This is a genomic window from Radiobacillus kanasensis (assembly GCF_021049245.1).
GTDB classification, from domain to species: Bacteria; Bacillota; Bacilli; order Bacillales; family Amphibacillaceae; genus Radiobacillus; species Radiobacillus kanasensis.
Genome location: NZ_CP088020.1, coordinates 3273396 through 3295371, shown reverse-complemented (window position 1 = coordinate 3295371; position 21976 = coordinate 3273396). Strand labels below are relative to the sequence as shown.

Sequence of the window (21976 nt, the reverse complement as noted above, 5' to 3'; positions counted from 1 at the left end):
ATAGTGTGAAGAAAGGTTTTTCATTAATTGCGATTCTTTTTATATTAGTATCATTACTAAGCAGGTTTTCGGGCTTTATTAGGGAGCAAGTAATAGCCGCAAAGTTTGGAACTTCTATTTATGCAGATATGTTTTATCTTTCTAATGCACTTCCGATATTAGTTACTACGGTTATTGGTGGAGCAATTGGGATGTCATTTGTTCCAATAGTGACACCAATTATTATGCGGAACGACTACAAAAGTGCTTGGAAAGTATTAAATTATTCTGCTATTTCATCAAGTTTATTCTATCTTGTTATTTGTACTATAATTTATTTGAAATTAGATGTACTTATTGAGTTGTTAGCACCGGGTTTCAATTTAGAACAAATTAAACAAGTAAAACAAATAATTGTGATACTCTTACCATCGATGATGTTTTTAGGTTCTTATCATATTTATGCAAGTTGGTTAAGCGTTCATAGGCACTTTAACATAACTGTTTTGGCCCCTCTTTGGTTGAATATAACAGTTGTTGTCTCAATGTTATCTTGGGGAAGCAGCAGTTCTGTTATAATTTTAGCATGGTCAACTCTCTTGGGGACATTTTTACAGTTTATATCCGTCTTTTTGTATTCTTTTAGAAAACAATTTAATCCTTCAATCCAATTTGATAGCGAAGTTAGTGTTTTGAAGGAGCTTTATCTTTTATCAATTCCTATAATGATTATTTATCTTTTTAATAATATTTATCTGTTTACAGATAAATATTTTGCTTCTTCTTTGGAAGAAGGTAGTATAGCAGCTCTGAACTATGCTTTAAAGATTATTCAATTGCCCGTAGGGGTATTTGTTATGGCGGTTGCTACAATAGCATTTCCTTCATTAAGTAGAACCATTGCAATAAATGATGATGAAGAACTATCTAATATTTTGAACTCGGGCCTTACATTAATGTCTTTTTTTGTACTTCCATGTATAATTCTTTTTGGTATATATAATAAGGAAATTATTCAGCTAGCATTTGAAAGAGGAACTTTTGGAAAAAAAGCGACCTTAATGACTTCAGAAGCCCTTTTTTATTATACCCTGGGTTTATTTGGTATTTCTGGATCTACAATTCTTATGCGTGTTTTTTTTGCTTTAAAAAAAATGCGTTTAACGTTAATAGTAAGTTTTTTCACAGCAACATTAAACATTGTGTTGGCAATTATATTATCTGAATTCTTTCAATATAAAGGTTTGGCATTGGCTAACTCAATTGCAATGAACCTGAACTTTTTAATTCTACTTTTAAGTATGAGAAGAACACTACCAAATATAAAATTTAATGTATTTTCCGTAGATATTAAAAAGTTAACAATCTGTTCATTATTTTATTTTTGTGTGTTATTACTATTAGATGAAACTTTTAATACATCAGTAAATTGGTTTATATTTAAAATATTATTAGTAACAATAATATTTTATTTAATACCAACTTATTTGGTTAAGGTAAGTGAAATTGAGGCTCTTATTTCTAATGTTTTGAAGAAAATGAAAAGGTTAGGATGAAGAGTTTTAAAGACTGTTCATAATAATTCAACTTTCATAAACCTATTCGAGAAGACTTTCAATCCTCTGAATTTAGCATCACCGAAGAAATGATTACGAATTATGATGTGGATGGAATGGTTTTGGACAGAGCAAGGTACTCCAATGAATTTGCAGATTTCATTGATTAGAGTAGACTAAAATTTGAAGAATATATTGGTGAGAAAGTAGTTAATTGGTCAGAGGATAATTATGAGATTGAATATACGGGGCACGAAATTAATGAAGGTCATTTATATAAAAAATAGATTGAGTTTCCGAGAAGGGAACCTCAAATCCTTCTTTAAGAGAGTTGAAACTTTGATTCATAATTACGATGTGTTGAAGGCTCTGCCGACATTGCGATGGAGAAGCTGTAAAGATGTAACTTTTGTCTACGGTAGTCTTTATCTACAGTAATATGCAAGTGACCCAAGCAATTCCGAAAAGTGATGCGTGCTGTGGAAGATAAGACCCATGGATTTATGTTGCTTGAAGTTTTAAATGTTTGGCTCGTCGAAAAATAAGAATGACCATTTTAAATATCCAGACATGATATCAAAGGATACGCTAGCACACACGGTATTCTTCTTATTTTAAAATCTATTCCCCATCATAACTAATCAAATTACTATAGAACTAGATTCCCAATCTGGCGGTCCAAAAGTACAGCAGCCCACTAATAATTTAATAGTAGGCTACCAGGTACTTATTAATGTTAGTTTTTTTTACCTTTATTCCCCAAATTGTCTAGGAGGTTGGTAATCACTCAAACTTAGTCAATATACCGCCTAGAACCAGCAAACTCAGAAGAGTAATACTCCGATTCAAAGACCTCAATAATTTCCACTGTACTTGAAGAATTTGGCGCATGAATCATCTTCCCATTTCCAATATACATACCTACGTGATGAACAGATCCTTTTCCTTCATTATAAGCGAAGAACAACAGGTCTCCTTTTTGTAAGTTTTCTTTTGCAACTGGTTTCCCATGTGTCGCTTGAACGGAAGAATCACGTGGTATAGTTATACCATGAGCTTTATAAATGGTGTGAGTAAATCCAGAACAGTCGAAGCCAAATCCAGATGCCCCTGCCCATAGATAAGGTAAACCTAAGAATTTCTTCCCGGTTTGAACGAGATCTGCACCAGTTGGATTTGGAATATCTTGATTGGATCCATATACAGAAACTGCTTCGGAATCAATCCACTTGTTCCCATCTGATGGAGTGGCTACTAAAGTGGCACCATGTCTTTGAGTTATAACTGGAAGTCGTGTATTAAAACTGATTTCTTTAAATTTTGCTTCGAACTTATGGTCATTATATAGCCAGGTTGTAGGAGAGGTAACAAGCGCAAAGGATTTTTTGTTTTTTTGTTGAGCAAATTTCTTTTCATAGGTTAACTGATCCTTTGGCATCCAAGCGGGGTAACCTAGCTCGTTTTTTGGTGTAGGTTGACCATGTACTGCAACTCTCGCCCAGTCTCCCTGTTCTTCTAGTATCGTAACCTCTTGTCCGTAGAGTCCCTGTGTTTGCAATCTTCCTACAAGGTCACGCTTTTGTTCTACCGACATGCTCCTTGTCCATTGCCACATGTCCACTGGGTTTCCTAGAGCTGGTTCATCTAAGCCTTCTCGAATATCTTCGGGGCTAGACCATAGTGTAGCAACTGCGACATCAATAAAAGCTGTTTCCTTTTGTTTTTCTGCTTCTTTTGCAAATGAGGATGCTGGGAACATGAAGCTAAAGGCAAGAAAAAATAGAATAGATACTAACCACTTCTTTTTCATTTTCACTAAAAACACCTCCATATGGTTTAACCAATTCCTAATCCATTTCGGTCCTGTAACTCCACAATACTTCCGTTATACTGCATGCCCCCTTTCAATCCTTCGTCAGCCATCCACAGTGGTGCATCGAGGTCGTAATAGGTGATGTTCGGGTGCGCCACTGCAACATGAGCTGCAGCTGTTACAGAGGCAATAGACTCCATCATGCTCCCAATCATGCATTCAATGCCAGCAGCCTGACATATGTCAGCAATTTGCCAAGCTTGTCTAATGCCCCCAGATTTCATTAACTTTATGTTAATCAGGTCTACAGCACCTGTTTTTAATAATTGAAGACTTTGGTTAGGAGAAAAGGCACTTTCGTCAGCCATAACCGGGGTTGCAACCCTTTCGCGGATAAATTTAAGACCTTCTATATCGTTAGCGGGTACAGGTTGCTCAACAAGTTCAATCCCCATGTTTTCTCGCTCTAAGTGTTTAATAATTTGCACCGCTTGTTTGCTGGTCCACCCTTGATTGGCGTCGAGGCGCAGATGAACATGATCACCTGCAGCCTCACGCACTTTCTCAATCCGGTAAATATCTTGTTTTGCATCATTTCCTACCTTAATTTTTAATACCTTGAAGCCTTGGTCCACAATTTCTGTAGCTTCTTTATACATAACGTCAGGGTGATCGATGCTTACGGTCATATCTGTTTCTACGACATTTGTCTTACCACCTAAATATGCATAAAGAGGGATTTGATACATTCGGCAATACGTATCGTGTAATGCCATGTCAACCGCAGCCTTTGCACTTGTATTCCCAACACAGCTTCGTTGTAGATCAGTGAGGATACTCCCTAGTGAAACGATATCTTTATCGATGATTGCTTCTTTAATAGGACCATGGATAGCAGCTTCCATTCCTTCCATGGAATCTCCGGTTATTTTCCAAGTGGATGAAGCAGAGCCAAACCCAATCTCGCCATTTTCCAATTCAACCTTTACATCGATTACTTCAATTGAAGTTACTTGTCTAAGTGCTGTTTTAAAAGGCTTTTTTAACTTCACTTCACGTCTCTCGCTAGTTACATTTACTATTTTCACGTGAGTAATCTCCTTTAATAGGTTAATAGTCTTTTTCGCAAAACAAAGTTTCTTATAGTAAGGAAAGAATTTTAGCCGTTAGTAAACCGTAATACGTTCCCATGAAAGAACCGGCCAGAGCCATTAAAACCCCAATTGGAATTAAGGATCTATGATAAGCTCCTGCAAGAAGCGGAGCAGAGGCCATTCCACCGATATTCGCAAGGCTGGAAACCCCAAGAGTGAATAGATCCAATTTAAAGAGACGTGCCGCAATCATAAGAATGATTGCATGGACAGCTAAAATGACAAATCCGGATACGATGTAAATGGGTGCCTGAAACAGCTGAGAAAAGTCAGCTCGTGATGCGATAAGCGCGATAACGATATAAAGTAGAACATTAGCTACATCCATAGAACCAGGTACTTTGGATACTTTTGTCATCGCTAAGACAACACCAGCAATGGAAACAATTAAAATGGTCCATGTCGTTGCATTTACAACAGTTCCAAACGATGGAAGAAGAGATCCGATTTTTGCTGCTACTGCAGAAACAAAAATGGCTAATGAAATTAATCCCATCAGATGTACAAACTTAGTGGATTTGTCTTTGTTCTCCTCATGTTCTTCTTTTAACTCAGCACTTACTTCATCAAGGTGGGATGTATCTGATTTCGCCCATTTGTTAAATACAGCAGCAAACGGAACTAACCAGAACATAATCATTACCCATGTAGAGTAATTGACGGTATCCATGATAAGTGCGTAACCAAAGATATTTTCAGGTACTTCTAAGATTCCCTGAATGATAACCATATTAGCTGATCCACCAGTCCAGCTTCCTGCCAATGCACCAAACGCTTTCCAAGTTTCTGATGCATATAGACCTTGAAACAACAAATAAGTCAAAACAAAGCCTAGAATAATACTAATCGAAGCCGTAAAATATCCAATTAGCATTTTGGGGCCGAGTTTTACTAGTTTCCTTAAATCACAGTTTAATAGCATCAATAGAATAAGCATCGGTAGCAATACATCACGGACATTTCCATAAGCTGCATCCACCGCCTCTGTTGATCCAATAATGCCGGTCGTTTTCAAAATGGCGCCACCAAAATAAATAAGTACAATTCCAGGTACTACTTTAAAAAACTTGCTCTTTGATCCAGATTCAAGCCAGGCAACTAAGCCGGCTAAACCGATCACGACACCAAGATACAAAAAACCTTCTTGTATCATATAGAATTCCTCCTTTTTGTTATTGCTTAAATATGAAAAACCCAGCCACCAGAAAGGGATTATCCTTCTAGCAGCTGGGTTTTATCCACGTATTGTAAGATAAAGCAGCTTCCTACTTATGTAGGACATTCATATATTTTTTATGAGCTTGTTTGAAAGCTACGATAATGGCCTTCTGTGAAGATCCAAAGTATCGTGAGGTAACCTCATCCTCAATCCAATCACAGTCAGCCATACTCTGACCAACGAAAATGCTAGTTACAAATTTAGATGTAATATCCAACATGGAAGTACACTCGGTATCAACAATAAGATTGTTTGTAGTATCGACAACAAAACCAATAAAGAAAGAATCATATTCTTTTGTTATCGCATTATTCCCTGGGGATTTCGCTTCCCCGAGAACATATATAGTACTCTTGGGATACATCGCTTTTCACTCTCCAGAAAGATCCTCCATCTTTCAAGTGGGGGGCTGTTCCAGTAACGAAACGGCGTCCATCTTGAAATGCAGATGCTCTCGGAGGTTATTCGTTTAGAATTCTAGCATATTATGAATGCGTTTTCAACAAGAAATGTATTTTCATAACTTTCTATTTGGATTGTTTAGTTGATGACTATGCTGGATTTGGGAAATTATGTCCCTATAATTGGTATTCAAAATGATGAATGAATATGGTATTATGAATGAGAATATTTGTAAATTAGTAGGGACTTTTGTCTAAAAATGATTATAACTATTATACATCGTTTGGTTAATAGTTTCTTATAGTGGAGGAATAGGAAAAATGAAGAAGAAAAAGAGCAGAAAATGGTTAAAAATCTCTTTAATCGTTATTGGAGTAATCATTCTCGGAATAGGCACGTACGCATTCAGTATTTACAACGATGCCAAACAAACCGTAAACAAGAAAGTCTATGAACCTGTCGAAACCATTGATAGAGATGTAGTCCAAAAGAAAGTAGAGGAAAAGAAGCCTCTTAATATTCTTTTACTAGGGGTAGATGCTAGAGGAAATGATAGAGGGAGATCGGATGCACTAATGGTTCTTTCCCTAGATCCGAGTAGTGATAGTGCACAACTAGTGAGCATACCTCGTGACACGAGAACGGAAATCGTTGGTAAAGGAGCAATGGATAAAATAAACCATGCCTACGCTTTCGGTGGACCAGAGATGTCCATTGCAACGGTGGAAAATATGCTAGATATAGAACTAGACTATTTTGTTCGCGTAAATATGGAAGGCTTGGCTGAGACCGTTGATGTGCTAGGTGGTATCACGATTAACAACGAGATTGCCTTTAGTGATTTTGGATTAGGTAACGTTAACCTTGATGGGACGGAAACCCTTGAATATGTTCGTATGAGAAAACAAGATCCACGTGGTGACTTCGGTCGTACGGAACGTCAGAGAAAAGTAATTCAAGGAATTATAGATAAAGGAGCTAATCTAGGTTCTGTAGGTAAGATTAGTGAATTAATGGATGTATTAGGAAACAACATGGCAACGAACATGAACTTTGAAGATATGAAGAATTTGATGTTTAACTACAAAGATACAAGACAGAACTTTGCTACTTATCAGCTGCAAGGAACTGGAACAACCATTGATGGTATATACTATATGGCTGTGACGGATGAGGAGATTTCGAAGGTTCATAAGATGCTGGTTAAGAGTGCTTCTTAATATGGTTATGACGAAGCCAGCTACGGGTTTGCACAAAAACATATTTATAACATAACTAGCTAGAGACATTCGTGAGAGAATGTCTCTTTTTGACGAATACGATTGGTTAGTAAGTGTATCATCCAATATAAAGTATTTTATCAAAATTTCCATTAAACCTGTAAAAGTGGAAGGTTTTGTTTTAATATAAAGGAAAACGCTTACATGATTAGTGTGTCAAAGGGGTGCTGGTAGATGGTTCTAAGACATAAAATTTTTATAACTTTTGCATTCCTAGTACTGATTCCTCTACTAGTAATTTGGATAGTAGTCCATGAAGTTTTTATATCCTCTAAGAGTAATGAAGTAATCTCAAATGTTGAGAATTCTATTGTACAGCTAAATCAAAACCTAGACTTATTGATAGAAGATTCTGCGCGCTCCACATTGTCAGTTTTATACAATCGACATTTAATAGATATATTAAGACAATATGATCAAACTTCCCCAGCCTATTATACAAATCATAATCACACCAATGTTTTTTCGCTTTTTTTATCAGGAATAATTTTTAACAAGGAACAGATCCATGGTATCCATGTCTTTACACAAAATGGTCATATATTTAGCCATATGGATGACTTTAGTATCCAGGACTCTATCAATTTGAAAAACCAAGAATGGTTTTCTCAAGTAAAGAAGAAAAATGGTGGTTGGGTCATATACCCACAAAAATCCGAAACCTATTATAGAAACGATATTAGAGAATATGTCAGTTTTATAAGATTATTAAAGGATCCTGCTAATCATAGGGATATCGGAATTATTAAAGTGGATTTCTCTCCGGAGTATTTAAGTGAGATTACGGAAAGGCTACCAGGAGAAAATTGGCAGATATTTAGTGAAGGTGTCCCTTTGTTCGAAAAGAAAATGAATAATTTGCTAACTAAATGTGGAACTAATCTGCAGTGGCTTAAGGACACAAAAACGGGTGAACAATATTTATGTGTATCTCATGAATCAGATGAAACGGATCTCCGTATAAGTAACGTTATACCAAAGAGTTATTTATATAGAGAGATTAATAAGTTTAATGAGCTTTTAACTACTATCATTGTATTATGTATCATTATTACAATAGGACTGTCCTATTATGTTTCTAATTACTTGCTTCGTCCATTGGAAGCCTTAAAGAATAATATTAAAAAATTTCATCGGGATAAAAAGCTTAACAAAATAAACGTTAATAAATCGAATGGTGATATAGCTGAGTTAAGTGGTGCCTATAACAATATGTTATCGGAAATAAACCATTTAGTTGAAGAAGTGTATGAGATGAATAGGCGTAATGCTGAATCAGAATATAAAGCATTACAATCACGAATGGATCCACATTTTATATTTAATACACTGGAATCCATTAATATGAAAGCTATCAAAAATAAACAATTGGAATTGTCAGATATGATAACAGAACTTGGTAGATTAATACGATACCGATTAAAGAATGAGGAACAGCAAATAACACTCAGGGAAGAGATAAAATTTACTAGTACCTATGTGTCTATAATGAAACGCCGATTAGGAGAAGCTCTGGAAGTTTCATGGGAGATAGATGAAGCTGTCATGGATTATATGGTTCCGAAATATATCTTGCAGCCACTTGTAGAGAATACCTTTAAACATGGATTTAAGGATAGTATTGAAAGAATACGGGTCTTTATATCAGCAAGATTGAACAAGGGTTATGTAGTAATATCAGTTGAGGATAATGGAGCAGGTATTGAGACAGATAAGCTTCAAAGTATTTTGCAAACGCTAGAGCAGGATGAATCATCCATGTCTAGTGAAGAAGAGGAGAGTATGAAAAATGGAATTGCATTAACAAATATAAATAAGAGATTGACATTATTTTATGGAAATAGAAGTAAGTTGAGTATTAATTCTAAACAAAGTGGTGGTACGCGAATTGAATTAATCATGCCATTTAAAGGCGGTGATCGTCATGAAAAAAGTTTTGCTAATTGAAGATGAAGAAGTTATTAGGCAAGGAGTCAGAACATTATTGGAAGAAGTTATCATGGGGTATAAAGTGTTATGGGAGTCTTCGAACGGTGAAAAGGCTTTGGAAATTGTAAATATTGAGGTTCCTGACTTAATTATCACAGACATTAGAATGCCTCGTATGAACGGAATTGAGTTCATATCCCTTCTAAAAGGGAAGTACCCCCACCTGCCAGTAATAATAATTAGTGGCCATGATGATTTCATTTATGTAAAGGAAGCATTAAAACTTGGAGTTAAGGATTACTTATTAAAGCCTATAGACAGAAGGGAGTTAGCGAGTACATTGGATGCAATTTGGCAGGATAAAGAAAAGTCCTATAACACGGAGGGGTATGATCATATTCGCCAAATTACAGATATTATAGAAACCCATTTAGAGGAAGACTTATCTCTAAGTTTTATAGCAAACTTGCTAAATTTGCATCCGAACTACATCAGTCAATTATTTAAACAAGGGACAAATACTAACCTATCTGAATACATATTGAACAAAAGGATAGAAAAGTCTAAGGAGTTATTAAAAGAAACCAACTTGAAAATATATGATATTTCTCACTTGGTGGGGTACTCCAATGCAAAGCATTTTGCTTCCTTATTTAAAAAACAAATCGGAAAAACACCACAACAATTTAGAAAAGGTTTGTAAAGTTAGGAATCTTAATTTTACAAACCTTTTCTTAATATTCTGTAATATTAAAGCGCTTTCAAACCTGATAATCTTTTGATAAAGGGGAGGGAAAAGAGAATGAAAAAGTACTTTTTAATCTTATTTGGCTTTGTTTTAATGTTTTTAGTTGCCTGCAATGGAGAAGAAACGAGTAAGAGTAGCAGTGATGAAAAAGTGGAACTAACGTTTACTACTTGGGGTAATGATCAACACAGCTCAATGTACGAGGATTTACTTAAAGAGTTCTATAAGGAACATCCAAACATTAAAGTGAAAATTCAAAGCATACCTCATGCTGATTATCAGCAAAAGCTCTCTGTTTTAGCAGCTGGTAACGAACTACCGGATGTAGGGTGGGTAGCTGAACGGATGGTTCCTCAGTTTGTTGATAACGGCATCTTACGAGACATCTCGGACTTCCGTGATGATGAAGAGTTTAACTTTAAAGATTACATTCCTTCAACACTCAAATTGTGGGAGCATGACGGTAAGTTATTGGGATTGCCTTTTTCCACGCCACCAATGATTATGTACGTTAACAGGACAATGTTTGAGGAAGCTGGTCTTGAAACTCCAAATGAATTGGCTAAAAAGGGCGAATGGACTTGGGAACAGTTTCAAGAAACTGCTAAGGCATTATCTAAGGGGGAAGGAAGCGATAGACAATATGGAGCAAGGTTGTTTAATGAGTGGACTAACTTTGCGACTATGCCTTCTCATACCTTCTCATATGGAGGGAAAATGTTTTCCGATGACATGAGCGAGTTTAAGTGGAATTCTCCGGAAGGAATCGCTACTTTTGAGATGTTAAACAGAATGATGTTTGAAGATAATTCTCATGTACCACCAGGTGAAAATATTACATTTGAGAGTGGAAAAGTTGGAATGTTCCCATTTATGTATAGTTACATTGCAAACGTACGAGGGATAACTGATTTTGAATGGGACATCGCGCCTTTACCAAAAGGACCAGAAGGAAGAGTTCCACTTTTAGGTCAAGCAGGAATTGTTGCGTTTGAAGGAAGTGAACATCCTGAAGAAGCCAAAAAACTTCTGAAGTTTCTTGGAAGTAAAACAGGTATCCAAGCCCAGTCCGCATTCTTTGTTCCGCCCAGAAAGAGTGTCCTTGAATCGGATGAGTTTGTAAATGTACCAAATAATCCACCACGTGAATCCATCGAATTGGCACTTATCAATGAGATGGACAATGGATTTACTTATCCGTTGCATGAAGATTGGACGAAGATTGAGAGTGAAATCATAAATGGGTTTGATAAACTGTATTCACAATCTGCTTCACCTGAAGAAATTCTAGAGCAGATGGAAAAAGACGTAAATGTTATTTTGCAAGAATAGGAAGTTGCATTATAGTGTGTAAATCAAATAATATGCCGGATTAGGTTTTGTGCGAGACATTATATAACTTTACATCTGGTAACCAATTATTTAAGATCGCCTTCCGGATAAGACATTGTCTCTATATGAAATGGGCATAAAGCCCATTTCTGGACCGTGTCTTCTTTATTAGGCGTTTTTGAAAAATGGGTTATCACCTTTATTCGCCATTTTAAACGACATACTTTATACAACCTAAGGTTTGCACAGTGAAAAATACTGATGTCTTATTGGTTGCGTATAAAAGGATAGGAAATGATTAATAAGATCCATCCGTTAAGTTTAAAAAGGAGCGATTAAAAGATGAAAATTAAGAAGGTAATGGATTTTAGAAAGTTTTTAACTATCGTTGTAGTGATTTGTTTGGTAACAACTACAATTCCTGGAGATGTAATAAATGCTAAGAAAACGAATCAATCTAAGGATGCTATTTCATATGTCCCGTTAGATGATCGACCTTTCCCGCTGTATACACCAAAGAAGTTAGCAGAAATTGGAGGATTTCAGGCTAATACACCAAATGAAAACTTACTAGGAAATTATTTTACGCCTGGGAAGGGAGAGGCAATAGGGGATTGGTTGGTTAAGGACTCAAAGAAAACCTCAGCTTCTGTAATTGCCGTTCCAATGCTTGCATATGGTGGTCTCATAAATTCCAGATATGGAGAAGTATCGCTAGAGGAAGCAAAAGAGAACTTACAGGCAATAAAAAAGGTGAAAGAACAGAATCCGGATAAGAAAATATACGCTTTTGATGTGCTAATGAGATTGACTATTTCCCCTACAAGAGATTACCCAGGGAACTATGCGGGCGAAATTCGGGAATGGTCAATTCTTAAAGATAAGATAGAAAATCTGGGTATGAATGATAAGAAACTGATTGACAGATATGAGGAGCTTTCAGAAAGTATTCCCAAAGAGTTGTTAGAAGATTATATGCGTGCACGTAAACGAAACCTTGCAATCAACAAATTAATGATTGATTGGGTTGAAAAGGGAATTATCGATTTCCTGGTGATTGGACAGGATGATGCTGATCCCTATGGACTACACCGCCCTGAGCATATAGCCTTGCAGGAAAGAATTCATAAGTTAGGTGTTAGCGATAAAATTATTATTATGCCAGGAGCAGATGTTGTTGGATCCTTACTCATGACCAAGTTGATGATGGAGAAGTTTGATTTACAGCCCAAAGTATCGGTTGAATATTCTCATGTTAATGGTGAAGATTGGATCGCCCCGTATCAAAATATTCCTTATAGCCAAGTGATTAAGAATTATGTGTCTATATTGGGTGGATCAATAGTAAATAACCATGAAGAAGCTGATATAGTTCTGATGGCAAATACAGGCGGGGTAGGAAAAGTTAAATCATTTGCTGATCAAATATATGAGTATATTGGTAGAGGATATAATGTGACAATTGGTGATGATGCAAGTGCTGGAAGAAGTGATAAAGAGTTGGTAGATTTACTGGATAAAAGAATCCAGTTTGCAGATGTAATGGGATATTCCGGATGGAATGTTGGTGTTTCAATAACTCAGGCTTTTACCAGATGGGGATTAACACACTCGGTTGAACAAGGTAATTTAAATGTTCTCAGGAATTCCGCGGAGTCACATTTAGAGCTTTTATTAGAGGCCTTGGTTCATGAAGAGGGATATCGAAATAACGTTCGTACAGATGCCAGGAATCTAGCTGAATCTTTGGGAGACGATCCCCAACGATTATTAACTCACTTTGAAGAAGTGAATAACTTTGCGGTCACTAATACAAAACCGTACGCAAAGAAGTGGTATGAAGAACACTTTTTAGGAGAAAACACCTCTCTTGGAGGAAATAATGAAATCAATGGAATAATTACTGGCCTAAGTAATTGGGATATGTATCTTCCTTGGAATCGTTATTCGGAATTGGCTGCATATCCTGAATTGGAACTAGAAACCACTCCTTCACACAAGCAAAAGTTGGTTCGTAATACACCAATTCCTTATGATTCTGTTATCGCACTAGATAAAGAATCACATCAAGTTGAAGTCCTAGTTACGAACAAACATGAACAATCGATTAAAACAGAAGTTTCTCTGGAGTTGCCTAATGGATGGGGTGCTTTTTCAGAAGAGAACAGTTTTATTCTAGGACCAACAGAAACACGTGAAGTGACCTTCAACATAGATATGCCATTGGATGTAACTCCTGAACAGAAATATAAGCTATGGTCAAAAGTAAATTATAAGCTTTTAAATGGAAATAACAAGACATCAGGCTTAAAAGCAAGGGATGTTAATGAACCATTTTTCATAACGCCCAAGCATACAAACCTTGCTTTACAAACAGAGGGGGGCAAAGCCACGGCAAGCAGTCACTTTCATGCCTATACAGCAGATAATGCCAATGATGGAAATGACACTCACGTTAGAAGTAGGTGGATTTCTAATAAAAATGAGGAAAATTGGTTAAAGATTACATTTCCAAAACCCACTTCAGTAAACGAAGTGAAAATAGTCGGATATAGAGGATATCCAATAATCGATTATAAAATACAGACACTCCAAAATGGAAACTGGAAGGATACTGTTGTTGTTACCGGCAATAAAAGAACGATAATGGAACATGAATTCGAGATGGTTAAAACTGAAGCTGTCCGTTTACAGATTACTAATACATCAGATGGCCGTGTAAGAATCTATGAAATGGAAGTGTATAAGAAATAAACAATGATTGATAATCCTCTGGTGTGTGAAGAGCACACCAGAGGCATGAATTCAAAGGAGAGAAGAAAATGAGTATAAAAAACATTATACAAAATAGTCAGATGCCTATCATAGTTAGTTTGCCTGATAATCGCTGGGACTTAGCTGAAGCAGCAATAAATGCTGGAGCGGATGGACTTAAATTTCATATTAATGTGGACCATCACGCAAGTGGAAATCACTTTAAAAGTCTAGATGATTACACGGAATTATTTAAGAAGGTTAGGGAAGAGTTCGCAGGTCCAATGGGAATTGTTATAGGGGACGTCATTGATGAGGTGGATCAAATCAGTACTAATAAATTGAAGCAAATCGGCTTTGATTATTTTTCGCTTTATGCAAAAGATATTCCTTCCAAAATGGTACTACAGAATGATATTGAAAAGACAGTAGCAATTGATCATAGTTATGCTCCTTCAGACATTAGGAACGTGGAGGAATTCGGGATAGAAGCAATCGAGCTATCCATTGTAAATAAAGCGAACTATGGTGAAAGACTCAACTTCGCCGATATGCTCGCTTATAAGAACTATAGAAACGATACGAGACTTCCATTAATTGTACCATCACAAAAAAGGCTAGTACCAGATGATTTAACGATATTGAATCAAATAGGAATAAATGCTGTAATGCTAGGGGCTGTAACAGTAGGTTCTACTACTGAGTCGATATATAGCACTGTTTCTGAGTTTCACAACTATATAGAAAAAATTGCTTTAACACAAGGATGATACGATGGCTACATCTAATAGCAACCTCTCAACCGAAAGTAAATTTTTGATAAATAAGAAAAAGAAACCTTTTAGCAATAAATTAAGTGATTCTATAGCTGGATGGCTATTTATCTCTCCCATGTTCTTAGGGTTTTCAATCTTTATGTTTGGTCCTCTCGTTTATGCATTTTTTATGAGTTTGCACGAATGGCCGCTACTAGGAGAGCAAACTTTTATTGGATTAGAAAATTATCAGTCATTGGGGCAAGATGGCTCTTTTCTAAACTCTTTAAATGTAACCATATTATTCAGCTTAGGATTAGTCCCTTTAAACATTATACTGGCTATGTTTTTAGCTGGATTGTTGAAAGAAAAGTTTATTGGAGTCGGTTTCTTTAGAACCGCAATTTTTGTACCTGTAGTCACATCATTAATTGTTTGGGCAATAGTTTGGAAAAACCTACTAGCTACTGAACTCGGGTTTATCAATCAACTGCTAGACTTGATTGGTATTCAAGGTCCGTCTTGGCTCTTGGATCAAAGTACCGCATTACCTTCCGTTATCTTGGTCAGTGTATTAAAAAATGTAGGGCTAAATATGATTTTATTTTTAACAGCTATGCAGCAAGTACCTGGTGAATTATATGAGGCCGCGGAACTGGATGGAGCATCTGCCTTCAGAAGATTTAGGAGTGTTACTCTGCCTCTTATAACTCCAACGATTTTCTTAACGATGATTATCACTACGATAGGTGCAATGAAAATCTTTGGGCAGGTCTATGTTATGACACGTGGTGGACCAGTCGACAGTACAAAGGTTCTTGTTTATTACATATGGGAGACGGCATTCAGGCATTTTGATATGGGATATGCTTCCGCATTAGCATTCGTTCTATTCTTTATCTTACTTGCGTTTACCATATTGTCATGGGTAGTTAGAAAGAGGTGGGTTTTCCATGAGGAATAAGAAGCTACTAGTATTCAGATATATCGCGCTTAGTTTAATAACAGTACTGATGGTAGGTCCATTAGTATGGATGATTGCCACGTCATTAAAAGAGCCTACTAGAATCTTTACCCAGTTTTTCCCGAATCCAATTAGGTGGGAGAATTACACTGAAGTGCTAGGTCAGATGACCTTCCTTAAGCAATATTGGAACAGTATCTATATAGCAGTATTGGTGACAATATTTGTCTTATTGTTCTCCTCAATGGCGGGCTATGCTTTTGCAAGAATTAAATTTCCAGGCAGAAATGTTGTATTTCTTCTATTGCTTAGCGTAATGATGATCCCTCCAGAGGTAACGATTATACCGTTGTTTTTATTTATGCGTGATTTAGGATGGGTGAACACCCATATCCCACTCATTCTACTGCCTATTTTTGGGGCGCCGGGGGCTTTTGGGATATTCTTAATGCGACAATTCTTCCTTGCTATTCCTAAGGAATTAGAAGAAGCGGCTGTAGTAGATGGATGTTCTAAGTTCAAGATATATTGGCGAATTATGCTCCCTTTATCTGTTCCTGCTTTATCGACATTAACCATTTTTACGTTTTTGACTAATTGGGATGAGTTTTTATATCCATTGATATTTATAAACGCTAGAGAATTAATGACACTTCCGGTTGGCCTTTCTCTTTTCACAGATGAGGCAGGAACTGACTGGCACCACTTAATGAGTGCAACGACTCTAGTTACCATTCCGTTATTAATCCTGTTCTTCTTTGCGCAGAAGAAATTTATTGAAGGAATGACGGCAGGAAGTATTAAGTAAAAAGAGAGATTAGGAGGCATGTGTGAATGAGCTTTGAGAATCTTTATTACTATAAACAGGTAGAAAAATCTTCTAACCCCGAAACTGTTCAAAAAGACCTCATCATTTATGGAGCTACCCCTGCTGGAATAACTGCAGGGGTCCAAGCTAAAAGGTTAGGTTTGTCTGTAGCAATTGCAGAATTCGGTAGAAAGATAGGAGGCATGTCTGCCAGCGGGTTAGGTGCCACTGATTTGGGGGCAGAAGCTGCTGTTGGTGGACTTTCCAATGAATTTTACCGAGAGATTGGACAGTATTATGGAAAAGATATGCAAGTAACTTTTGAACCAAAAGTAGCCAAGTATGTGTTCGAAAAGTGGGTAAAAGAAAACAATATCGATGTCTACTTTAATCAATATTTAGATAGTGTGAAAACAGAAGGTGGAAAGATTACGGAAATCACCATGGAAGATGGTACTGTCTATAAAGGTAATATATTCATTGACTCTTCTTACGAAGGAGATCTGTTGTCAAAAGCTGGCGTTTCCTATTTTGTTGGTCGAGAATCAAACGCCACGTATAAAGAAACGTATAATGGAATTCAATTTGGTAGCCCTCATCATAAGTTTGAGAAATGGATAGATCCATATTTGGTGGAAGGGAACAAAGATAGTGGATATCTTCCTGGTATAACAGAAACAGATATGGAGCTATTGGGCTACAATGGTCAAGGGGATAAAAGAATACAAGCTTACAATTTCCGTATTTGTCTAACTCAGGAGGAGAATAATAGAGTTCCTTTTCCTAAGCCTCCTAACTATCATCCAAATCGCTATATTTTATTATTAAGGTATATAAAAGCTGGTTTTTGGGATGCAATGAACCTCCATACAAAAATACCTAATGGTAAGACAGATTTGAATAATCATGGTGCAATATCAACAGATAATATAGGGATGAATTATGAATGGCCAGAAGGTAGTTATGAGACAAGAGAAAAAATCTTTCAGGATCATGTAACCTATGACCTTGGTATGTTGTACTTTTTGTCAAATGATAGTAGAGTTCCAAAAGCAATTCAGGAAGAAGTCTCAAAATGGGGCTTGCCAAAGGATGAGTTTGAAGATACATGCAATTGGCCCCATCAGTTATACATTAGAGAAGGAAGGAGGATGATCTCGGACTATGTAATGACGGACAATAATTGTCTAGGACATACTAGCGTTGAAGATTCCATTGGGCTCGCTTCCTACCATATGGACTCGCACAACTGTAGAAGGGTGGTAATAGATGGTCGATGTGTGAACGAAGGCGATGTAGAAATAGCCATCTCTCCGTATCCCATATCTTATCGAGCAATCCGTCCAAGAGCAGAAGAGTGTACGAATCTATTAATTCCTGTATGTCTATCCAGTTCTCATATCGCCTATGGTTCCATTAGGATGGAACCAATCTTTATGATTCTAGGACAGTCTGCAGGTGTAGCTGCAGCATTAGCATTGAAGAATAAGTCCAGTGTTCAAGACATTGACTATCAAACACTAAAACAGGAGCTTCTGAAAGCAGGTCAAGTTGTTGATTGGGATGATTCCATTGAAGATGATCCAATTGCTAGGATGGAAGAAACGTTTGGTAAATAATAAATAGGGAGTGAATTTATGAAGAAGTTCATTAGATTAAGTGCAGTCTTTGCCTTGTTTATGAGTTTATTATTCTCAGTAGTTACCACTGTGGATGCGAAAGGTTCAAAAAAACCTCTTGCGAACCTATTAATGGTACCCCTTGATGATAGGCCTGCAAATTTATACTTTCCACAACAAGTGGGTAAGACAGCGGGTGTTAACATCCTTACCCCACCTAAAGACTTGATAGGATTTTATGACAACCCAGGTCAAGGCCAGGAAATTAGTGAATGGGTGTTGGCAAATGCGGAACAGGCAGATGGGTTTGTAATATCAAGTAGTATGTTAGCATACGGAGGATTAATTGCATCACGAACAGGTGTACAGACTAAGGAAAAAGCATTAGAGAATATTCAGGTAATCAAAGAGTTGAAGGAAAAATACCCCGATAAACCAATATATGTCTATGATATGATTCAACGTCTAGCGGTTACAGCGATTAGTGAGGATTACGCGAAATACTATTCTCAAATTAGAGAGTGGGCAATTCTCTATGATAAAGTGCATAATTTAGGATTCGAAGAAGATCGGCCGAGGCTAGAAGAATTAGAAGCTATCATACCAGATGATGTGCTAGAAGATTATTTAAATGCAAGAAATAGGAACCATGAAATTAATAAGCGATTGATTGATTGGGTGGATAAAGATTATATTGATTATCTTATTCTCGCCCAAGATGATGCTGCTCCGTATGGTCTTCACCGCTCAGAACGTGAAAGGTTATTGGATAAGGTGGAGACATTACAGGTAGATGATCGTGTTTCGGTGTTCCCTGGTGCAGACGAAGTAGATGTAGTTCTAGTTTCACGATTTGTTAATGCAATATTTGAAGAATCACCAAAGTTCTATGTTGAATATGGTGGTGTTCATGGTAAGGATTGGATTGCTCCTTTTGAAGATACAACCTTTGACAAAAATGTAGAAAGGCACATCGTATCGGCAGGAGCTCAAATTACGAAAAAACAGTCTGAGGCAGACATACATCTGATGTTAAATACTCCTTCCAAAGAGGATAGTGATAGGGGACAGGATATTGCCAATATGGTTGAGAGAATAAAGAATCTTGTTGATTCAAGGAAACAAGTGGCAATAGGTGATGTACTCCTCGTTAATCGAGCAGATGAGAATTTTGTTACGCAACTGGCTAACAACGTAGACTTAACAATGCTTCTTTCTTATAGTGGCTGGAACACTGCAGGGAATGCACTTGGCATAACAGTCGGTCACGCTGCAGCGAGAGACGCATTTTTAAAACAAACATCAGGTTTTGGAGTGCCAGTGTATAAGGAAACAGCAGAAGCAAACTATGAATTTCTCCTTCACCGTTTTGCACTAGACCAAGGGTATAAGAATGTAGTTATGCCAGGTGCTAACCAATTGATTGCGGACATAGGGGCAAATCAATGGAATTTAGGAGAAAACTATGAGGCAGTAAATCAATTTGTGAAAGAGAAATTGATAAGTGAAACGGAGAAATGGTACGAGTACTTTGATGGTAAGCAAGTATATATAGGTTCAAGAGGTAATAAAGATTTTTATAGTACTATTAAAGATCTTGAAAAAGTTCATGTTGAATTACCATGGCCAAGAACTTTTGAAACTGAGTTAGAGACTGAGTTAGAGTTGGACTAACAACGATATCACTATTTATAAGCTGGCAAAATTATATTATTTTGTTAGCTTTTCTTTGTTGTCTAGGAAATTATAAAAGTCGTTAGTTGTGGATAACTTTATGCTAAAATTTTATTATCTTTTATTGAGGAGAAGAAGATGAGTAAAGGTTCTGGAGTTGTTAAACAAATATTAAAAGATCACTTTGCAGGTTTTTGGGAATTACATTCTACTCGTTTTCCCGAGTCTTATCGTAGTCATATTAAAGAAACAGTGAAAAAGACAATTAGATGCGGTACTACTGATTTAGGTTATGCTCGATATGAATGTCTAGGATGTGAAGGAAATCCTATGCCTAAATTTGTTTGTTTCACTTGTAAAAGTAGGCTATGTCATCGATGCGGTAAAAAATACACCGATGATTGGTCAGACAAACAACAGGAAATGATCTTCAATGTAACTCATCGTCATATGGTATTCACCATCCCTCAAGAGATAAGAAAAGTATTTTATGATGATCGTAAAAAGCTTAATGAATTGAGTAAACAAGTCTCGGAAGTTTTCCAATACCATAACTATCAAAAAAGTAAAAAGCGAGGATTCCGTTCAGGAATCATTACAGTAATACATACATTTGGTAGAGATTTAAAGTTTAACCCACATATACATGCATTAGTTACGGAAGGTGCACTAGATAACAATAATGAATGGGTGAACAATGGTTATATTCCATATGACTATTTGAGAAAGTCATGGCAGAAAGTAGTATTAGATTTATTAAAAAAATGGTTTCCTAATAATCAAAAAGTAATAAACCTTATAAATGAGTTATATCAAAGATATCCGAAAGGTTTTTATGTTAATGCTGAGAAGAAAATGACAAATGCGAAAGCAGTGGCTAAATATATTGGAAGATACTTAGCTCGTCCAGCTATTGCAGAATATCGAATAGAAGAGTACGACGGTAAGAGTGTTCATTACTGGTATGAAGACCATAAGACAGGTAAACGAGTGGATAAGAGAATTCCTGTGTATAGATTCATATTTGAAATACTTCAACACGTTCCACCAAAACATTTTAGAATGGTAGGAAGATTTGGGTTGTATAGTAGAAGGTCTCATCATAAGGCACAACAAATATTAAGTTTGCATGCATTTATGAGAACGAAACAGATAGAATTACTTTTAGAGAAAAAACGTAAAAAGAAAACCTATCGACAACGTATGATTGAATCCTTTGAAAAGGATCCATTTGAATGTCCACATTGCCATCGACAGATGGAGCTTGTGGGAATATGGCATTCTGATTACGGTTGGTTATATCACTATATGGAGGATATAGAGATGGAAAGAAGGAGGAAATACGGAATTGGCAAACCAAAAAAGGCAGGATAATCCATCAGAAGAATTAGATAAATGGTTGGAAGAAGAGGATCCATTTGGATTAAACGAAGAGATAAAGACTGTTCAATTCAAGTGTCTAGATTGTAACGACACTGATGAAGTACCTGAGTACATCATCGGTGAATTTAGCGTAGACAAAAATAATGGTGAGGAAGTTGAATTACATTGTCCTCACTGTAATGGCACTATGATTGAAGCGAGAAAAAATCCCAAGTAAATAGTTCTACTTGGGACGTAACTTAGTCGCGTTAGCGATTTTGTTCCGAGAGGTTCGCATATTTATGATTTGACTGCGGACATTTTGAGTATTGGTTTGGTTGTATTTCTGTTTTCTAACATAGTTCACAAAACTAAAGGTGTTTCAAAACAGATGTCAGAGAGTTGAATCGCTTAGTAATTATAGCGGACTATTAAGTAAGATAGATAAAAGGGTTGCCCATTTTGTACAATTGGGCAACCCTTTTTGATGTTGCTTCTATAGAATGGAAAAATCCATCTAATGAAATGGAATATACCGTTAAGATAGAACCACTTTTTCGCACAAATTTAGCATCTGTAGCTATAAAAGGTTATAAAGTTTTATATATTCCTTGCCATACAAATATCC

The 21976-nt window shown here is 36.5% G+C and carries 17 protein-coding genes; 13 read left to right on the top strand and 4 right to left on the bottom strand.

Features of this window, described 5'->3' with window-relative positions:
• The first annotated feature begins 5 nt into the window (after positions 1-5).
• The gene (gene murJ, locus KO561_RS16875) at positions 6-1535 is read left to right on the top strand and encodes a murein biosynthesis integral membrane protein MurJ (RefSeq protein ID WP_231094486.1); all 1530 of its coding nucleotides are present in this window, start codon (positions 6-8) and stop codon (positions 1533-1535) included.
• A 793-nt stretch (positions 1536-2328) separates the two neighbouring features.
• Here the strand turns inward: murJ and KO561_RS16870 are convergent.
• The 4 genes from KO561_RS16870 to KO561_RS16855 all read right to left on the bottom strand — a co-directional run bounded on the left by KO561_RS16870 (position 2329) and on the right by KO561_RS16855 (position 6085).
• Positions 2329-3345, bottom strand: a complete 1017-nt coding sequence (locus tag KO561_RS16870; protein WP_231097214.1) for a C40 family peptidase — start codon at positions 3343-3345, stop codon at positions 2329-2331.
• A gap of 26 nt (positions 3346-3371) precedes the next feature.
• A complete protein-coding gene (locus KO561_RS16865) occupies positions 3372-4436 on the bottom strand; it encodes a dipeptide epimerase (protein WP_231094484.1) in 1065 nt (354 codons plus the stop codon).
• Positions 4437-4488: 52 nt separating this feature from the next.
• Positions 4489-5655 carry a DUF819 family protein gene (locus tag KO561_RS16860; protein WP_231094482.1) on the bottom strand — a complete coding sequence of 389 codons (1167 nt, stop codon included), beginning with the start codon at positions 5653-5655 and terminating at the stop codon, positions 4489-4491.
• Positions 5656-5767: 112 nt separating this feature from the next.
• On the bottom strand, positions 5768-6085 hold the full coding sequence (locus KO561_RS16855; RefSeq protein WP_231094481.1) for a DUF3870 domain-containing protein: 318 nt from the start codon (positions 6083-6085) through the stop codon (positions 5768-5770).
• A 358-nt stretch (positions 6086-6443) separates the two neighbouring features.
• On the opposite strand from KO561_RS16855, the gene KO561_RS16850 reads away from it, so the two are divergent.
• From KO561_RS16850 to KO561_RS16795, 12 genes are all read left to right on the top strand, one after another.
• Positions 6444-7343, top strand: a complete 900-nt coding sequence (locus tag KO561_RS16850; RefSeq protein WP_231094479.1) for an LCP family glycopolymer transferase — start codon at positions 6444-6446, stop codon at positions 7341-7343.
• Between the two features lie 234 nt (positions 7344-7577).
• Positions 7578-9350: a sensor histidine kinase gene (locus tag KO561_RS16845; protein ID WP_231094478.1), complete on the top strand. Its 1773-nt coding sequence runs from the start codon at positions 7578-7580 to the stop codon at positions 9348-9350.
• Positions 9328-10035 carry a response regulator transcription factor gene (locus KO561_RS16840; protein ID WP_231094476.1) on the top strand — a complete coding sequence of 236 codons (708 nt, stop codon included), beginning with the start codon at positions 9328-9330 and terminating at the stop codon, positions 10033-10035. The genes KO561_RS16845 and KO561_RS16840 overlap by 23 nt, the downstream gene beginning before the upstream one ends.
• A gap of 99 nt (positions 10036-10134) precedes the next feature.
• Positions 10135-11412: an ABC transporter substrate-binding protein gene (locus tag KO561_RS16835; RefSeq protein ID WP_231094474.1), complete on the top strand. Its 1278-nt coding sequence runs from the start codon at positions 10135-10137 to the stop codon at positions 11410-11412.
• A 342-nt stretch (positions 11413-11754) separates the two neighbouring features.
• Positions 11755-14166 (top strand): DUF4127 family protein, encoded by a 2412-nt coding sequence (locus tag KO561_RS16830; RefSeq protein WP_231094472.1) that lies wholly within the window; start codon positions 11755-11757, stop codon positions 14164-14166.
• Between the two features lie 68 nt (positions 14167-14234).
• The gene (locus KO561_RS16825) at positions 14235-14936 is read left to right on the top strand and encodes a hypothetical protein (RefSeq protein ID WP_231094471.1); all 702 of its coding nucleotides are present in this window, start codon (positions 14235-14237) and stop codon (positions 14934-14936) included.
• A 4-nt stretch (positions 14937-14940) separates the two neighbouring features.
• A complete protein-coding gene (locus KO561_RS16820) occupies positions 14941-15885 on the top strand; it encodes a carbohydrate ABC transporter permease (RefSeq protein WP_231094469.1) in 945 nt (314 codons plus the stop codon).
• Positions 15875-16693: a carbohydrate ABC transporter permease gene (locus KO561_RS16815; RefSeq protein WP_231094467.1), complete on the top strand. Its 819-nt coding sequence runs from the start codon at positions 15875-15877 to the stop codon at positions 16691-16693. Before KO561_RS16820 ends, KO561_RS16815 begins: the two co-directional genes overlap by 11 nt.
• Positions 16694-16719: 26 nt before the next feature.
• Positions 16720-18312, top strand: a complete 1593-nt coding sequence (locus KO561_RS16810) for an FAD-dependent oxidoreductase (RefSeq protein ID WP_231094466.1) — start codon at positions 16720-16722, stop codon at positions 18310-18312.
• Between the two features lie 18 nt (positions 18313-18330).
• Positions 18331-19986, top strand: coding sequence for a DUF4127 family protein (locus KO561_RS16805; RefSeq protein ID WP_231094465.1), 1656 nt, complete (start codon positions 18331-18333; stop codon positions 19984-19986).
• 138 nt (positions 19987-20124) lie between these two features.
• Positions 20125-21360 (top strand): IS91 family transposase, encoded by a 1236-nt coding sequence (locus KO561_RS16800; protein ID WP_231094048.1) that lies wholly within the window; start codon positions 20125-20127, stop codon positions 21358-21360.
• Entirely contained in the window at positions 21335-21586 is a 252-nt protein-coding gene (locus tag KO561_RS16795) for a hypothetical protein (RefSeq protein WP_231094047.1), read from the top strand. The genes KO561_RS16800 and KO561_RS16795 overlap by 26 nt, the downstream gene beginning before the upstream one ends.
• The last annotated feature ends 390 nt before the right edge of the window (positions 21587-21976 follow it).

Excerpts from the sequence above, each read along its gene's own strand:
- KO561_RS16805 (WP_231094465.1), top strand. The coding sequence starts at position 18,331 with ATGAAGAAGTTCATTAGATTAAGTGCAGTCTTTGCCTTGTTTATGAGT.
- KO561_RS16840 (WP_231094476.1), top strand. The coding sequence starts at position 9,328 with ATGAAAAAAGTTTTGCTAATTGAAGATGAAGAAGTTATTAGGCAAGGA.
- KO561_RS16845 (WP_231094478.1), top strand. The coding sequence starts at position 7,578 with ATGGTTCTAAGACATAAAATTTTTATAACTTTTGCATTCCTAGTACTG.
- KO561_RS16870 (WP_231097214.1), bottom strand. The coding sequence starts at position 3,345 with ATGAAAAAGAAGTGGTTAGTATCTATTCTATTTTTTCTTGCCTTTAGC.
- KO561_RS16825 (WP_231094471.1), top strand. The coding sequence starts at position 14,235 with ATGAGTATAAAAAACATTATACAAAATAGTCAGATGCCTATCATAGTT.
- KO561_RS16830 (WP_231094472.1), top strand. The coding sequence starts at position 11,755 with ATGAAAATTAAGAAGGTAATGGATTTTAGAAAGTTTTTAACTATCGTT.
- KO561_RS16800 (WP_231094048.1), top strand. The coding sequence starts at position 20,125 with ATGAGTAAAGGTTCTGGAGTTGTTAAACAAATATTAAAAGATCACTTT.
- KO561_RS16850 (WP_231094479.1), top strand. The coding sequence starts at position 6,444 with ATGAAGAAGAAAAAGAGCAGAAAATGGTTAAAAATCTCTTTAATCGTT.
- KO561_RS16855 (WP_231094481.1), bottom strand. The coding sequence starts at position 6,085 with ATGTATCCCAAGAGTACTATATATGTTCTCGGGGAAGCGAAATCCCCA.
- KO561_RS16820 (WP_231094469.1), top strand. The coding sequence starts at position 14,941 with ATGGCTACATCTAATAGCAACCTCTCAACCGAAAGTAAATTTTTGATA.
- KO561_RS16860 (WP_231094482.1), bottom strand. The coding sequence starts at position 5,655 with ATGATACAAGAAGGTTTTTTGTATCTTGGTGTCGTGATCGGTTTAGCC.
- KO561_RS16835 (WP_231094474.1), top strand. The coding sequence starts at position 10,135 with ATGAAAAAGTACTTTTTAATCTTATTTGGCTTTGTTTTAATGTTTTTA.
- KO561_RS16815 (WP_231094467.1), top strand. The coding sequence starts at position 15,875 with ATGAGGAATAAGAAGCTACTAGTATTCAGATATATCGCGCTTAGTTTA.
- KO561_RS16810 (WP_231094466.1), top strand. The coding sequence starts at position 16,720 with ATGAGCTTTGAGAATCTTTATTACTATAAACAGGTAGAAAAATCTTCT.